Here is a 14,561-nt window from a genome sequence, read left to right as displayed (position 1 = left end):
TCACTTCTCCGGCCGTCAGGCCAGTGTCAGATGTTCCAGCAGAATCTTCAGCCCCAGGCCACAGAGCACCAGGCCACCAACCATCTCCATGCGCGGGCCCCACAGCTGGCCGACCCGGCACCCCAGCAGCATGCCCACCAGCGTGAAGGCGCCGGCCACCAGGGCGATCACCAGTGCCGGCCACCAGACGCTCACACCCAGCACGCCCAGGGTCAGACCCACGGCCAAGGCATCGATACTGGTCGCCAGCGACAGGGTCACCAGGGTCAGGCCGCGGGTCGGATCGCAGCGGGGGCTGTCGCCATCGTCCGGCTGAAAAGCCTCATACAGCATCTTGCCCCCCACCCACAGCAATAAAGCAAAAGCGACCCAGTGATCGTAAGCGGCAATCAGCTGCTGCAACCGGACACCGGCCAGCCAGCCCAACACCGGCATCAGGCCTTGAAACAGCCCAAAATGGAAGCTGAGGCGGAACAGGTGACGGCCGGTGACGCAGGGCAGGGCCGCCGCCGTCGCCAGCGCCACCGCAAAGGCGTCCATGGCCAGCGCCACCGCCAGCCCCAGCAGGGTCGCAAGCGCCATCAGACGGACTCCGCCGCCAACAGGGCTTCCAGTTTGGCACACTTGCGCGCCACTGCAGCCGCCACCGCCGCCGGTCCGAACATCCAGCTGAGTTGGGCGACCATCAGGGCCACATCGGCCAATTCATCGATCACCTGCTGCGGAACCGCCTTGCCACGACGGAAATGCAGCAGGGCCACCGCCAGTTCGTTGCATTCCTCAATGGCCTGGTCGTACTGACCCTGTTCTCCCCAGCGCTCCAGGGTGCGTTCAAACAGCGCCACATCCACGCCGGCCAGCAAGTCTCCAAACGACGGCTTTGTCATGCACAATCCTCTCAACGTCCGCACCCAGCCGCCACGCTTAAACGCTTGACAGCGCCCCACCCGGCGCGGTAAAAAGCGGGCACTTTTGTGCCACCCTAGCTCAGCTGGTAGAGCAACTGATTCGTAATCAGTAGGTCGTCGGTTCAAATCCGATGGGTGGCTCCAGTAATTTTAAGGGGTTGCGTCAGCATGGCGCAGCCCTATTTGCGTCTTATACCCTAATTGTCATGTAATTGTCATGTAACTTTCACCCAGGCCAGAACTAGCGCAGGTTTGCAGGGAATAGCGTTTTCCCCGTTGTAACAGTAAATATAGGGGAAATGAAGGTCACAAAGGTCACTACTTCTGTAAAGTACCGGAATCAATAAGAAAACCCCGTGACCTTTGGTTGTGACCTTCAAAGTAAGAAGGTCATTCGCTGGTGAAAGGTCACAGGGCTTGTTTTTGCCTTTTGGCTGTTCGGGTGTTCGGCGGTTCGCCTGGTTCAGCCGATCCACAGCCAGCGGCCACCTTCGCCGGTTTCAAAATTTACGGGGATCCCCCCTTCGATCTTGTCCCGCCACAAAAGCGCCTGTTCTTTTTCAACCGGCAGCCAGCAGGCCCCGTCTGTGTTCACGCGGATACGGATATAATCAGCAGCGTTCACGGCCCGAACAAAAACAGCGGCGGTCATAGTGTCCCCCTTTCTTCGTTTAGCGGGCGGCCTTTTGCCCGGCGGCCTGGCGCGATCCGCTCAGGCGGTCAAGTACGGCAACGGCGCTTTGCAGGTGGTCCGGGGCTAAATGGGCATAACGTAGCGTCATGGTCAGGCTGGCATGACCCAGCAGGCGGGAAACGCTGGTCAAGTCTACCCCGCTCATGACTAGCTGACTGGCGAAGCAGTGCCGCAGGTCGTGAAAGGTGAAGTCATGGATACCGGCGCGGCGGCAAGCGGTGGCGAAACTCCGCTTTAGGTCGTGGTACTTCGCGCCAGTGTCAGGGTTGACAAACACCAGCCCGGCGGGATTGATGTTGCGGGGCAGTCGCTCCAGCACTTCCCGAAACGTTGCATTGATCGGGATTTCACGCGGCTTGCCGCTTTTGGTTTGGGTCAACCGGATAAAGCCATGACGCAGGTCAACCCGATCCCAGGTCAACCCCAGCAGTTCCCCCTTGCGGCAGCCGGTGTTCAGCGCAGCAATCAACAAGGGTCTCAAGTGGGGCGCGGCACAGTCGATCAAGCGGGCGCTCTCTTCGGGTGAAAGAAAACGCAAGCGGGCGTTGTCTTCGCGATCGAGCTTGACGCGGCACAGCCGGTCAAAGGTTTCGCGGGTGATCAGTTCCCAATCAAGACCCTTGCGCAGCATGTGCTTGAAACAAGCCAGGTGCCGATTGACAGAAGCCACAGCCAGCGGCCCGCGTGTTGTCTGGTTTTTCCGGCCCTGTCGGGGTTCGCTCAGAAGTTTCGCCTTCCAGCCCTCGACAGCGGCCAGGTTCAGGGCAGACAGGCGAACCGTGCCGAACTCCGCCCGCATCTCTCGCAGGAAGAGCCTTTTAACAGCGGCGCTTTTTTGCCCAGCAATGAACCTTTCGTATTCATCCGCCAGGGCGGCAAAGGTGGTTTGCTTCGCCTTGCGCAGCCGATCGAGCGGTTGCGTTCCTTCGGCAATCGCCAGGCGGCGCTTGTTAAGCAAAAACTCCGCGTCGGCCCGAAGCTGGCTCCCGCTGCTCTCAAAGTGCTGTTTGCCGTCCGGCCCCTGGTAGGTCAGCCACCAGATTTTCCCGCGTTTATAAATGCCTCGCGTTCGTCGCGCCATCGCTTAACCCTCCAGAATGAAACCGGACAGCAGGGGCGCGGATTGTTGCACCCTTTTCGGCTTGGCCCGTTTGCCTAGCTGCCCGCGTTAGGAAGCGCTCCGGGGCTTGCCTTCATCAGCGTTTCAGCGCCGTCATAAGCTCGTTACACCCGGCGGCCATCGCTTCCGCTCTTTTTTATTTATTGTTGTCGAAAACAATTTATTTTGTATTGTCTTTATTTGTTATTGTCAAGCGGATTATATTGACAAAATAGAAAGGGAACGTTAAATTTCCGTCTATGGCAGCGCGTCCACGTTCAGACATTCGCCGGAATCAAACCGGCGTCCGACTTCGGCCAGAAGTGTATAGGGCCGCTCAACATCGGGCCCTTGATGAAGGGGTTCCGGTCAGTGACCTTATTGAACGCGCCATGATTGAATACCTCGAACGCCAGGGGGTCGAAGTCCCTCCGCCTGAAATTCTCCAACCTGGTGAAACGGAAAAGCCCTAGTCGTTTTCCGTCATGTTTTCGGCCGCTCGCTTTTCCTGCCCGCCCCGCTGCAACCCACCAAGCCGACTTTGCCAGACTTTCGCGGTATCCCATCCCCGCCCGAGTGCCAGGGCAACCGCTGCCGCATCCGCCCCGGCCGCCGTCAACCCGGCCGCTAAAATGATTTCCGGTTGCGACAGCTGGCAATGGTGAAGAGCCGTCCCGGTGGTGGCGCGGAATTGCAGACCACAGGCCGGGCAGGCGACCTTTCGGAACCGCGCAAAACTCAGGGCGCGGCGCTCCGATAGTTTCGCCCCACAGCCGGGGCAGCAGTGGGCGGCTGCCCCCGGGTGAAGAAAGCCAAACAGCCAGGCGCGGCAGCGTTCCGGGTCGAGCAGGCTTGACAGGCCAGCCAGGGCGGCCGGGCCGATCAGGTTTGACGAAAACTCGGCAGCGGTTCCGCTGTTCGGTCCCGGTTTTTTGTTCATGAAATAACCTCCTGTTTTTTCATCGTTTTTCTAAAATTCTAATCAGCCCTAAAGTTTCGAATGGGGTTGAATTTCGGGGCTTAACATCCCGCAGTGAAGCAAACAGCAGAAAGGACCCACGGCGGCAGCGGCCAGCGGCAGAAATTGCACGGCTGCCTGGTGCCGCTGTGCCGGTTTCCGTGACCTTTTTTTTCATCGGGCGTTGTCCATCGTAGGGGCGCGGGGCGGGGCAGAGGCAACAGCCTGCACATAACCGTTCAGCAGCCACAGCCTAATTCCCTGTTGGTTCCGCCGGAAGCTCTCCAGCATCCGGGCGGCCTCGGCTTCTGGAACCTCGTCGTCCAATCTGTGACCGGGCGGCAATGTGGCTGAAGCGGCAGCCACCAGCTGTTGAATATCACCAAGGGAAACCCCGCTTGCATCGGCCAGGGCGCGGGCCATGATTTCGGAATTTTTCATTGCTTATTGTCCTGTTGTCATGTTGTTGTGAATTGCCCCCAGGGTTACCCCTAGGGGCGCGAAAGATCGTCGCTTGTGCGGGCGCTCAGCGCGTCGGTTTTAGCCAGCGGGCGGATTGATTTCGGCCCGCAGGCGGGAAATGTGGGCGGTCAGCTCTTCGCTTCGGCCAGAAATGTAGCAGGCCAGGTGTCCGGGCGGCTCGATACCCGCCTCAAAATAAACATCGTCCATCAGGGCGGTCAGCTGGTCAAGCTCGCGCAAAGCGCCGGTGAAAAAAACAAGCTTTGTTTGTGGTGATAGTGTGCGGGTTTCGGTCATGGGTCGGTGTCCTTTCGCTTTGTGGGGTTGGGGTTTTCCGGTGGAGCGAACAAGGCCTTCAGGGTCGGCGACAAAGCTTGCAAAGACCCACGGCGTAAACTCCGTGATGTGCCCGCGAATAAATATCTCGCAAGCCGCGATCCTCCCACAGCGCGCAGTCCCACGCCAGGCAGGGCTTCCGAGTGAGTGGGCACTTTCTGCGGGTTGCTTCGGCGGCAACGATCAACTTTTTGGCTCTGTTCATGGGTCGGTGTCCTTCGTTTTTCGGGGTTGGGGGTGGTAGCCGGTGATTTCAGCGGCCCGGCGTTCGGCTTCGTCTCGGGGCAGGCCCCCGTCAAATTCCATAATGGCGGCGCGTTCCTCGAACAGCTCCCGCAGGGTGTCCAAGGCAGACTGTCCCCCGGCCCACCATTTGAAGCGGGCCGGGCAATTCAGCGGAATCACCAGTTCCCCGGCCCGGTCCAGGTAGGGGCGCGGCAGGTCGGCAGGCTCAGCGATCCCGGCGGCGATCAGGGCGCGGGCTTTCTCTTCGGCAAGATCCAGCTCCCGCCCGGCAGGCAGCAGGCGCGGGCCTTCGGTGGTTTTCGCTTCAAAATCTTTCAGCAGGGTGATTTTCACGGCCCCAACTCCCCCGGCTCGAACATCAGCCCGGCCAGTTCCGGCGGTGGTTCCGGTGGTAGGGGTGGGGCGTCGGTCAATCCGATTGCCAGTTCGGAGGATGTGGCGCGGGTGAAAATACGCACATGACCTTTTGCGGTGGCGGTGCGCTCGCCCGGTTTTGACAGCACAAACCCAATTCCGGCGGCCTCAAACGCCACCGCCAGCCGCTCCAAAGTGCGGCGCAAGCTGTGCGCGGTAGGGAATTTTTCTTTTGGGCCAGGGTTCGCAATCTCTCGCAGGTGGTCGCAGACCTCTTTGAATGACCCTTCAAGCGGGTTTTTCGTGCGCAGCGCCTCCAGCGTAGCAGCAAAAAGGCCGTCACTCTCGGCTAGTTCCTGATATTGATTGCCCTGATTTTTGAAGAACGCGGCCAGATAGCGCCCACCTCCCCCCGGTTCAGCGGCTTCGGCGCAAGCCGCAGCCAAGCGGCTAAACTCAGCCAGACGCGGCAGGCGCGGCGGTCGATAGCCGGGCAGCACGGCCAGCCCAGCGGCCAAGGCATCAAACAGCCCCCCGAGTATCTCGGGCAATGCCTCAGCAAATTCGGCGTCAAGCTCGCGATCCGTCCGGCGTTCGTCGTCCGCGATCCGCTCCAGCCTGATTTTCAACATGCGTTCCGTCAAGTCGGGCCGATTCGACAGCGCGGAAATGCCGGTGAAAATCAAAAGCACGTCAATATCAATCTCGAGCAGCTCGCTTGTCGTGTGCAGCACACGGCGCAGCAGCCCGGCCCCGGTAATCAGCCCGCAAAAATAGTCAGCCAACTCGGGGGGAACAAAACTCACATTGTCTAAAACCGCCACAAAATGCCGAGATAGGATCAGGTCCAAGTCCTCAACCTTGCGCGGTATCAGTGCGATTTCCGGGGTGCCGGGGTCCAGCAGGCGCTTAACCTTTCGGGCGGCAGAACTTTTGCCGGACCCTTGCGGGCCTTCAACATTGAGTGCCGGACGGGACAGCCCCGGCGCCAAACTCGCAACGAGTGAAAACAAAAAAAGTTCGGCATCCTCCGGCGCGACGCGCACAAAATCGAGCAGGCGGCGCAGATTTCCCCCCTTGACGGGTTCCGGGTGTGGGCGTTTGTGTTGCCAATCGCGAAAGGTGCCGGGTGCGGGTTCGGTCACTTGCCACGCGCCGGGGGTGATCCGTACAGCGCGGCGGTTGCCCAGGTCGAACACCAGCGCATCGCCTACAGCGGCGCAACGGTTCGCCATGGGTGCAAGCTCCCCGGTTTGGCGGGCCTGGTGGGACAGGATATGACAAGCAGCGGTCAGGGCTTCACGGCCGATCGTTTGCCCGGTTGCGGCATAGTAGCGGGCGGCCATCACCTCAGCCAGGCGCGGGCTTTTGGGGTCCAGCGGCAACACATCGCCATCAATTTGAACATAGGTCCCGCCGGTGGAATCGCATAGCAGCGGCTGTCCGGCCAGCATTGCCAGCAGGCGCGGTGCTCCCCGTGTGCTCCGGCTTCGCTCCGGGGTGGTGTCGTCGTCTCCGCCGTCGTCCTCATTCTCCGGCGGTATCACCACCGGCAGCTTTTCCGCCGGGGCTTGCCAGGGTTCGCAGTGGGTCGCGGCCAGGTGAAGAAATTCGGCCGTGATTTCGTCAGCCGACAAGCCGGCAGCCCGGCGGGCGGCGATCCAGTCGAGAACGTCGCCTTTTTCGGGCAGGCCCGGCAGGCGCAAAACCGAAATTGACCCGGCGGACCCTTCCAGCGCGGCGGCAACCGTTGCGGCGTATTTTTCCCCCGGCGCGTCGTTGTCGGGCAAAATCACCACGCGGCGGCCCGTGAAAAAGTGATTGAAGGCTCCCGGCCAGCGGCCAGCGGCCCCGGAATCGGTACAAACCGCAACCTCTCCCCAGGCGGCCAGGGCATCGGCCTTGCCTTCGCCTTCGACCACAAAAACACGCCCGGCAGGCGGTGCAGTCGCCAGCCGATGCAGGCCATACAACAGCGGCGGGTGTGGTCCCCGCCCGGGTGCGAATCCTTCGCCGGTCAGGTGTTCAAAAGCAAACTCTTTCGACTTGCCGTCGCGGCCGGGTTCAAACCTGGTTTTCTGGTAACAAAATACGTTGTTGTCATCATAGTACCGAAACACGGCAACCGCCGGGCCACGCGGCGAAGAAGCGGCGGCCTGTTTCGGGTTGGCTTTGGATGTCGTTTTTTTCGGGGCAGGTGTGGCGGTGTTCTTGCGCGGTGATCCGCCGTGCGGCTCGATCCCGCAGCGGCTTTCCAGTTCGGCCAGGGCGGCGGCGAAGTCCAGCCCCCGGGCGGCCATGTACATATCAAACACGTTGCCGCTCTCCCCGCAGGCTTTGCAGTTATGAAGGCCGGACCGGGTATTGACCGAACAGCTCGGGGTGCTTTCCGAGTGATAAGGACACAGCACTAAAACCTGATTCGCTCCGGCCGGGGTTCGGCGGTCGAACAGTTCAGCAACCAGCCCGGCCACGTCAAGGCGATCCAGTACGGCGGATTTTCTCTCCTCAATCGTCAGCATTCCGGCGGGCCTCACTCGCCGGCGGCTACGCGGTTGGATTCCATCCAGGCGGCCAGCTCCGAGAGCTTGAAGCGGCGAAGTTTGCCCGCTTTATAAGAGGGGACCTTGCGAGATAAGGCCAACTTGTAGCAGGTGTTTTCGGGAATGCCGAGAAATTCGGCGGCGATCTTGACGCTAACAAAGGGTTCAGCGGTGGCGGGTGTTTCGGTGTTTTTGTTGTCGCGGGTTTGTGTTTTCATGTTGTCTAATCCTTTCAGGGTGTGGGGTGTTGGTCACAGCCCGGAGTAGACAACAAAGCCACAAAAAGCAAAAACTATTAAAAAACTTTTTATATTAGGCGGGTGCGGCTTCGGGCTCCCCCTGCAAAACCCGCTGTTCAACGCGGCGGAAGTCCTCGCTGGTGAAGCTGCAATTTGTGTCAGCAGCGGCTTTGCGCATGGCCTCGCCGTATTCAGCGAAAACCCCGGCGGGGTCCGCCTGGGCATCCTCCAGCCAATGGCAAGCCCAGCTGTCAGGGTCGGACAAAAGATGTTTGTTGTTGTCAAAAATCCCGCACAGCGCTTTTACCCCCAGCGCGACAAAGTGCAGCCGTTGTCGGTGGCGGTAATAGCCCCCGCCCGAACTATAGAAGCCTCCGCCTTGATGAGAAAAAATCTCAGCGCATTTTTCCACGCCAAGCCCGGTCAAGGTTTTCAGCCGCAGCAACCCCGCGAATATGGTTTCATCGCGGTCGAGCCTCAAGCGCTGTGCGTATTCGTTCCCGGTTCGCTGCTTGCCCGTCAAATTGAGCAGCGCCCGCAGGCCCTTTTGCCCGGCGGAAGCGTCGAACTCAAAAAACGCATCATAAAGCCACCGTTGAACCCAATAAGGCGGGTCGTAACCACTATCACACGCGAGTAAGTATGCCGTCACAGCGGCACTGGCAGAACCCTGCTCGAACGCTTGGCGCAGGTCGTAAAACTCCACCTGTAAAAAATAGTGGCGTTGCCAATCCTCGTCAGTCTCAGGCCGCGCTATCCAATAGGCCCCCGTCACCTCAAGGACCGAGACAGGGTCTTTTTTGAAGTCGTCAAGGCTGATTTCATCCCAGTCAATTTTCTTCACTCAACCGCCCCCCTCTCAACTTTTAGAGTCACCCTGTCTTGATAGCCCGACTTCATCTTGACAGTCAAGTCCCGCTGTTTTTATGTTGTCATAAACTCAAAAGCGCAACATGACAAACAACATGACACAGGGTTTTAACATGCCGGAAATATGAAAGAATCTGATAGGGCATTTGATAAACAATCAAAAGGCCGGGCGGCAAAGGCAGGCAGGGGGCGCACTTGTGGCGCGTCATACAACGGCCCACAACTCCGAAGCGAAAAACAATCACAGCCGGGCCTAGCCAAAACCCCGCCCCCTTGCTCTCAGCGGGCGAACACAAACCGCAAAGGTCAGGCCGCAAACAATCCCGGCAGAAAATGACCTTTGTGACCTTCCGCTTTCAGAAGGTCATTAAATTTTAGTCTTTGATTTCAGCAGGTTATGACCTTGTGACCTTCGTGACCTTTCTTTTTATTTAATATAAAAAAAAGGGAATACCACAAAGGGCATGACACAGGGTGCGGTGTCATGCGGCTTGTCATGTGCTGGCGCAAGGAAGGGCGAACGGGGCAGGATAAAGCAAGGAGGCATTCGCAGAAAAGCCCGACAAATCAAGGCATCGCGCTACAATAAAAAGCGGGAAAAAGGATTAAGCGAGATTCGTAATCAGTAGGTCGTCGGTTCAAATCCGATGGGTGGCTCCAGCAATATCAAGGGGTTGGGCGACAAGCCCAGCCCCTTTGTTGTTTCACGTTCCTCTGGACATCCCCCTGGTAAACCAGCAACCATGCCACGGTCTCCGCAGCACCGCCCCTTTTACCTCCGCCCGTCAGACAGGTAAAGAAAAAACCCAGCCAGGTCGCGATTCATCGCCCACGGCACTGATGCCGCAAGTTTCAGGCCAGTTGCGCCCTGGCAGCCAGGCGCTGTTCCTGTTCGCTGGCCCGATAGCGACAGGCCACCTCTCGAAACGCCGGCCTTAACAGGGCAAAGGCATCGACGATGCGCGGATCGAAATGCCGGTCTCTCTCGGCAAGAATCAGTTCTTCAGCCTCTTCGAAAGGAAAGATATCCTTATAACAGCGCCGGCTGGTCAGGGCATCGTACACATCGGCCAGGGCCATCAACCGCGCCTCCAGTGGAATCTGTTCGCCCCTGAGCCCCTGCGGATAGCCGCTGCCATCCCATTTTTCATGATGACTGTAGGCGATATTGGCGGCGATACTGAGAAATTCGTTGGTTTTGTTGTAGCTGTTGATCGCGTTCTGGATCACGCGGTAACCGATGGTGACATGGCTGCGCATAATGGCGGTTTCCGCATCGGTCAGCCGCGCCGGCTTGCGCAGGATTTCATCGGGAATGCCGACCTTGCCAATATCGTGCAAGGGGGCGGCACGGAACAGCAAGTCGATCACATGGGGGGACAGTTGCCGCGGAAACAGTCCCTGACACAACAGCTGCTTGGCCAGCAGCCGCACATATTCCTTGGTACGCTGGATATGGCAGCCGGTTTCGATGTCACGGCTTTCGGCCACCATGGTCATGCTGTCAATGGTGGCGGAATGGGCGGCGCCCAGATCCTCCAAAAAGCGTTTGCGCTCAACATAGTGCAGAACGGCAAAAAACAGAGACACCAGGAAGAACAAGAAGGAAAAGGGCAGCAGGAAATAGCCCAGCGCGACATACACCCCCTGGCGCAGCAACAGCCAGGCAAACAGGACCGCCCCGCAGACACCGCCCAGATAGGTGATCCACGACAGCAGATAACGGTGCTGCAACACCAGCCAGACCAGCACCAGCGACAGCATCAGTGACAGGCCGAAGGCCAGTTGTGGCGCACTGTCCGGCTGGTAGAGACTGACACCGCGCAGCAGATTTTCCAGCAGGGCGGCATGCACGAACACCCCCGGTAACACCTCACCAGCCGGCGTGATGTACTGGTCAAACAATCCGGCGGCCGTTGCCCCAATCAGAACGATCTTGCCACTGGCCAGATCCGCCGGCACCTCGCCGCTGAGCAGACGCGCAAGGGAAACCCGCCGGAAAGCCGTTGCCGGATAAAGCCGGGTGAGGGTTTCACCCCGCTGATTGGTGTGCACCGTACGGCCCAGCACATCAAAGCACAAAGGCGCCCAGGACTCCGGTGCCGACGGCAACAGACGAGCCGCTGGATCAATCTGACGCAGCAGTGCCAGGGCCAAGCCCGGCACCAGCTGGCCATCATAACCGATGACCAGGGGCTGACGGCGGAACACACCGTCGCGGTCGAGGGCAGCGTTGATATAGCCACTGCCCGTCGCAGCCTGCTGCAGTATTGGCGTGTTGATCAGCAAGGCTCCCGCCTGGGGCACCTTGCTGTCCGGCGGCAGTGGACCAAAACGGGCAGAGTCCGGCAACGGCCGATCTTCGGCCGTCGGCTGGTGCTGCAGAAACAGCGGCAACACCGTGGGACCACGGGCCAGCGCCGCAGCAAAGATGCGGTCATGGTCGATAAGCGCAGGTGGAAACGATTCCAGCGGCACCTGCAGGCCAAGCAGTTGCCGGTAAAAGCGGGCAATCTGCACCGGTGAGGTGCGGTCAGCCTCAGGAAAAAAGATGTCGAGCCCCACCGCCGCCGGTCGCTGTTGCAACAGCAGCTCCACCGTTTTGGCCAGCAGCAGGCGCGGCCAAGGCCACTGGCCCAGCCGCTGCAGGCTTTCTTCGTCGATTTCCACCACCAGGGTGATGGCACTGTCTGGCGTGAATGGCGCTTCGGGCCGACCAGCCAGCAGATCGTAGCAACGGAAATCGAAAAAAGGCAGTGCTCCGCTGATTCGACAGAGACCATGCAGAACAATGACCAATGCCAGAATCAGGCCGTAGCGGGCCAGAATACGCATGTCAACGAATCAGCAGTTCAACACGCCGGTTGCGCGGTTCCGCCACATTATCAGCGGTCGGCACCAGAGGATCCTCCTCGCCATAGGATTCCACCGACACCGCCAGAATATCGAGATTGCGACTTTCCAACCAGCGCTGCACGGCCTGGGCGCGCCGCAGGGACAGGGCAACATTGTACTCGCGGCTGCCGGTTCGGTCGGAATGGCCGATGATGTTCACCGCGCAGGGTACCCGACGAACGATGGCCTGCTCAATCTGCGGCAGCAATTCGCGCGAGGCCGGCTGCAGATCAGTGCCACCCGTGGTGAAATAAAGCAGAAAGGAAACCGGCGGCAGAGGCGCCTGGTCGATCAGCGCACCATAGCGGGTGTCCACCTCGACCGCGCTCAGCTGACGCACCTGCGGCCGACTGCTGGCCGAGCGCACCTGCGCACAGCTGTTCACCTCCGACAACGCCAGCTCACCTGCGGCAGTGGTCAGACACAGCCCCTGTCCGGCGGACCCGGCATCAAGCAGCACCACGCGACTGGAGGAACAGGCCGCCAGCAGTGCCGTCAGCAGTACCAACAGCAGCCGTGCAAACGAGTAGCCAGTAATAGCGCAACAAGCGGATCTCATGGCTCCACCTCCACGATAAACTTGGTGCCGCGAATGCCGATCGTCCCCTGCGGAATGGCAAAGGAAAACTGTTCCGGTGCCAGGGTGCCGATCTTGCCGGATTCAAACAGCGCACCGCCCTGCTCCAGCGACAGCTGAAAATCGAACTGCTCCTCCAAAGGCTCGAAACGAAACGCCTGAATGCGCAGAAAACTGTTGTCGCGCAGCGCCAGTACGCTGCCATCATGAAAAATCAACCCCACCTGACCATCGGCCGCCGTCGTCAGCACATCGCCGGCCTGCAGGGCCATGCCGGCCATCAGCGGCTGCCGCTGACCAGCCCGCACCAACTCGGCTTGCCCGGCAACCTGTTTGACTACCGCCACTCCCGTCACTGCCGCCCAGCTCCAGGCTGTCGCCAGCACCATGGCCAGAACCAACAGCACCACTCTTGAGCATTTCATGGCCCCTCCCGTGGTTCGCCCGCAGGCGTTTATCCAATGCGCATGATGGCGCAACTCTCGCCACAATATGACCGGCAGCACGGCGCAGGCCCCTTTCTCAGGATTCCCTCTCGGCCAGTTCAACCCGGTTACGGCCGCTGCCCTTGGCGCGATACAGAGCATCATCGGCCCGCGCCGTCAGCCGCGCACCATCCTCAGCAGGCTGCAGTTCGGCAACACCGAAACTGGCGGTCACCGGCCGGGGCAATGCAAAATCGGCCTGCTGCAGAGCCAAACGCAGTTTTTCCGCTACCCGGCAGGCCGCCTGCGCACCGGTCTGCGGCAGCAACAGCAAAAACTCTTCCCCGCCCCAGCGGCCAGCGCTATCGCTGTCGCGCAGATTGTCGCGCAACAGCGCGCCAGCGGTGCGTAATACCATATCTCCGGCCGCGTGACCGAATTGGTCATTAATCTGCTTGAAATGATCGAGATCGAGCAGTATCACCGTCAACGGATGCTGGTAGCGGTTGGCGCGCTCCATCTCTTTCTGCAATAAGCGCTCGGCCTGCATCCGGTTGGCCAAACCGGTAAGGGCATCCGTAGTGGCTTGCTGCTGCAACTGACGATTGAGGGTTTCAAGCTGCTTTTCATAGCCCTTCTGGGCGCTGATATCGTGAAAGGCCAACACCGCGCCCTGATACTGCCCCTCCTGCCAGATCGGTCGGCAGACCAGCGCCACTGGCCGTTCGGGCACACCCCCGGCCGGTTGCAGCAACAGATCCTGACTGTGAAAATCGTGACCGGCTTCAAGGGCCTGCCGCAGCTGCGCGGCCGCCGCCGGCGCGGCGGCAAAAAAATCCAGCAGCTTCCGTCCTGTCCAGGTCGGAGCAGTGGGAGCCGACAGACGTTCCTGCCCCAGCCCCAGCAGTTTCGCCGCTTCGGGATTGGCAAAGGTCAGACCACCGGCGCCATCCACCAGACAGACGCCCTCCCCCAGCACCTCGGTAAGGGTCTTGAGCTGTTCCTCGATGGCGCGATTGCGCTGCAGGGCAGCGATCATGGCATTGAAGGCGGTGGAAAAATCACCGAGAAAATGCACCCGCTGGTTCAGATCGCCCTCGGCCACGCGGCAGGCCTGCCAACTCAGATGCTGCAGATTGGCCTGCAGCGCCTTAAGAGGCATCAGCAACGGATTGTCGCGTGGCAGACTGACCTGCAGATCACCATCGGCCAGTGTCCGTCCCAGGCGGGTAGCCTGCTGCAGCCAGCGCACCAGCAGATTCAGGCGCTCAACCGGCCCGACCAGTTCGTCATCGAGAGACCCGGGCAGCACCAAGGCCGCGTCCTCGGGCAGACGCCCGTTTCGCTGCAGCTGCTGAAGCAAGCCATCGAGCTGCTGCAGCAGCGCGATGGCCGCGCGGCCGCTCTCAGGCACAGGACTCATAAAGGCATGGCCCGGACCTCAAAGCGGCAGGTCCGTCCCCCAGTAGCCCAGCAGTCGATCTCAACCGCCTCGAACGGTCGGCCAAGATACTGTTCGAACACACCGGCAATGAAGCCTTCGTCGTAATCGCAGACGGTTTCGCCCATCAGCGGCAGACCAGAACAGTCGAGATCCTCATCAACGGTCAGGACGAAATGTAAACGTTCCAGATCGGTCTGTTCAAAACGCAGGATACCGATTCCTTCGTCGATCAGCCGCTGTTGCAAAGCGGCAATAAAATCCATCGGCGGCAATCCGGTATCCAGCAGATTTCTGCAGAATTCACGGCCCGCCAGCAGGCCGGCCGCCCGAAACAGCTCGGCAGTCTGTTCGCGGCCAAAACGTTCACAGAGCACCTGCTTGAAAGTGAACTGCATCAGGCGATAACTCTGTACCGAGGTGCTGTTCCCCAGATGGGGACGACCCTCTGTCAAATCCCCCAGATCGTTCCAGTTGAAGCGGTATGGCTGCGCCATGATATTCTCCTTGTCGT

General features: G+C 59.9%; 16 protein-coding genes and 1 tRNA gene. 1 reads left to right on the top strand and 16 read right to left on the bottom strand.

What is annotated here, in order from left to right; all coding sequences use genetic code 11:
• Positions 1 to 15 precede the first annotated feature (15 nt).
• Both BLR80_RS01965 and BLR80_RS01960 read right to left on the bottom strand, forming a co-directional pair.
• A complete protein-coding gene (locus tag BLR80_RS01965; RefSeq protein WP_092075709.1) occupies positions 16 to 582 on the bottom strand; it encodes a manganese efflux pump MntP in 567 nt (188 codons plus the stop codon).
• A complete protein-coding gene (locus BLR80_RS01960; RefSeq protein WP_092075707.1) occupies positions 582 to 887 on the bottom strand; it encodes a nucleoside triphosphate pyrophosphohydrolase family protein in 306 nt (101 codons plus the stop codon). Before BLR80_RS01960 ends, BLR80_RS01965 begins: the two co-directional genes overlap by 1 nt.
• Positions 888 to 976: 89 nt before the next feature.
• Between BLR80_RS01960 and BLR80_RS01955 the strand changes: the two genes are divergently transcribed.
• A tRNA-Thr gene (locus BLR80_RS01955) sits at positions 977 to 1,052 on the top strand.
• A 319-nt stretch (positions 1,053 to 1,371) separates the two neighbouring features.
• Here BLR80_RS01955 and BLR80_RS01950 read toward each other — a convergent pair.
• From BLR80_RS01950 to BLR80_RS01885, 14 genes are all read right to left on the bottom strand, one after another.
• Positions 1,372 to 1,560 (bottom strand): hypothetical protein, encoded by a 189-nt coding sequence (locus BLR80_RS01950; protein ID WP_092075705.1) that lies wholly within the window; start codon positions 1,558 to 1,560, stop codon positions 1,372 to 1,374.
• 19 nt (positions 1,561 to 1,579) lie between these two features.
• Positions 1,580 to 2,683 carry an integrase gene (locus BLR80_RS01945; RefSeq protein ID WP_092075703.1) on the bottom strand — a complete coding sequence of 368 codons (1,104 nt, stop codon included), beginning with the start codon at positions 2,681 to 2,683 and terminating at the stop codon, positions 1,580 to 1,582.
• Between the two features lie 487 nt (positions 2,684 to 3,170).
• Positions 3,171 to 3,641 carry a hypothetical protein gene (locus BLR80_RS01940; RefSeq protein WP_092075701.1) on the bottom strand — a complete coding sequence of 157 codons (471 nt, stop codon included), beginning with the start codon at positions 3,639 to 3,641 and terminating at the stop codon, positions 3,171 to 3,173.
• Between the two features lie 192 nt (positions 3,642 to 3,833).
• A complete protein-coding gene (locus BLR80_RS01935) occupies positions 3,834 to 4,100 on the bottom strand; it encodes a hypothetical protein (protein WP_092075699.1) in 267 nt (88 codons plus the stop codon).
• Positions 4,101 to 4,199: 99 nt separating this feature from the next.
• Positions 4,200 to 4,418: a hypothetical protein gene (locus tag BLR80_RS01930; protein WP_092075697.1), complete on the bottom strand. Its 219-nt coding sequence runs from the start codon at positions 4,416 to 4,418 to the stop codon at positions 4,200 to 4,202.
• Positions 4,419 to 4,658: 240 nt separating this feature from the next.
• Complete coding sequence (locus BLR80_RS01925; RefSeq protein ID WP_092075695.1) at positions 4,659 to 5,036, bottom strand: hypothetical protein; 378 nt, start codon at positions 5,034 to 5,036, stop codon at positions 4,659 to 4,661.
• A complete protein-coding gene (locus tag BLR80_RS01920) occupies positions 5,033 to 7,579 on the bottom strand; it encodes a CHC2 zinc finger domain-containing protein (protein ID WP_092075694.1) in 2,547 nt (848 codons plus the stop codon). The genes BLR80_RS01925 and BLR80_RS01920 overlap by 4 nt, the downstream gene beginning before the upstream one ends.
• An 11-nt stretch (positions 7,580 to 7,590) precedes the next feature.
• Positions 7,591 to 7,818, bottom strand: coding sequence for a helix-turn-helix domain-containing protein (locus BLR80_RS01915; RefSeq protein ID WP_092075692.1), 228 nt, complete (start codon positions 7,816 to 7,818; stop codon positions 7,591 to 7,593).
• A gap of 94 nt (positions 7,819 to 7,912) precedes the next feature.
• On the bottom strand, positions 7,913 to 8,683 hold the full coding sequence (locus tag BLR80_RS01910) for a hypothetical protein (protein WP_092075690.1): 771 nt from the start codon (positions 8,681 to 8,683) through the stop codon (positions 7,913 to 7,915).
• 878 nt (positions 8,684 to 9,561) lie between these two features.
• Positions 9,562 to 11,544: a CHASE2 domain-containing protein gene (locus BLR80_RS01905; protein WP_092075688.1), complete on the bottom strand. Its 1,983-nt coding sequence runs from the start codon at positions 11,542 to 11,544 to the stop codon at positions 9,562 to 9,564.
• A 1-nt stretch (position 11,545) separates the two neighbouring features.
• Positions 11,546 to 12,163, bottom strand: coding sequence for an OmpA family protein (locus tag BLR80_RS01900; RefSeq protein WP_092075686.1), 618 nt, complete (start codon positions 12,161 to 12,163; stop codon positions 11,546 to 11,548).
• Complete coding sequence (locus BLR80_RS01895) at positions 12,160 to 12,606, bottom strand: FecR family protein (RefSeq protein WP_171906274.1); 447 nt, start codon at positions 12,604 to 12,606, stop codon at positions 12,160 to 12,162. Before BLR80_RS01895 ends, BLR80_RS01900 begins: the two co-directional genes overlap by 4 nt.
• Before the next feature lie 97 nt (positions 12,607 to 12,703).
• On the bottom strand, positions 12,704 to 14,029 hold the full coding sequence (locus BLR80_RS01890; RefSeq protein WP_092075682.1) for a sensor domain-containing diguanylate cyclase: 1,326 nt from the start codon (positions 14,027 to 14,029) through the stop codon (positions 12,704 to 12,706).
• On the bottom strand, positions 14,026 to 14,544 hold the full coding sequence (locus BLR80_RS01885; RefSeq protein ID WP_092075680.1) for a V4R domain-containing protein: 519 nt from the start codon (positions 14,542 to 14,544) through the stop codon (positions 14,026 to 14,028). The genes BLR80_RS01890 and BLR80_RS01885 overlap by 4 nt, the downstream gene beginning before the upstream one ends.
• Between the last annotated feature and the right edge of the window lie 17 nt (positions 14,545 to 14,561).

It is taken from the genome of Desulfuromonas thiophila (assembly GCF_900101955.1).
GTDB lineage: Bacteria > Desulfobacterota > Desulfuromonadia > Desulfuromonadales > Desulfuromonadaceae > Pseudodesulfuromonas > Pseudodesulfuromonas thiophila.
Note: the sequence above shows the minus strand (reverse complement) of the source record. Positions and strands in the feature narration are given on the sequence as shown.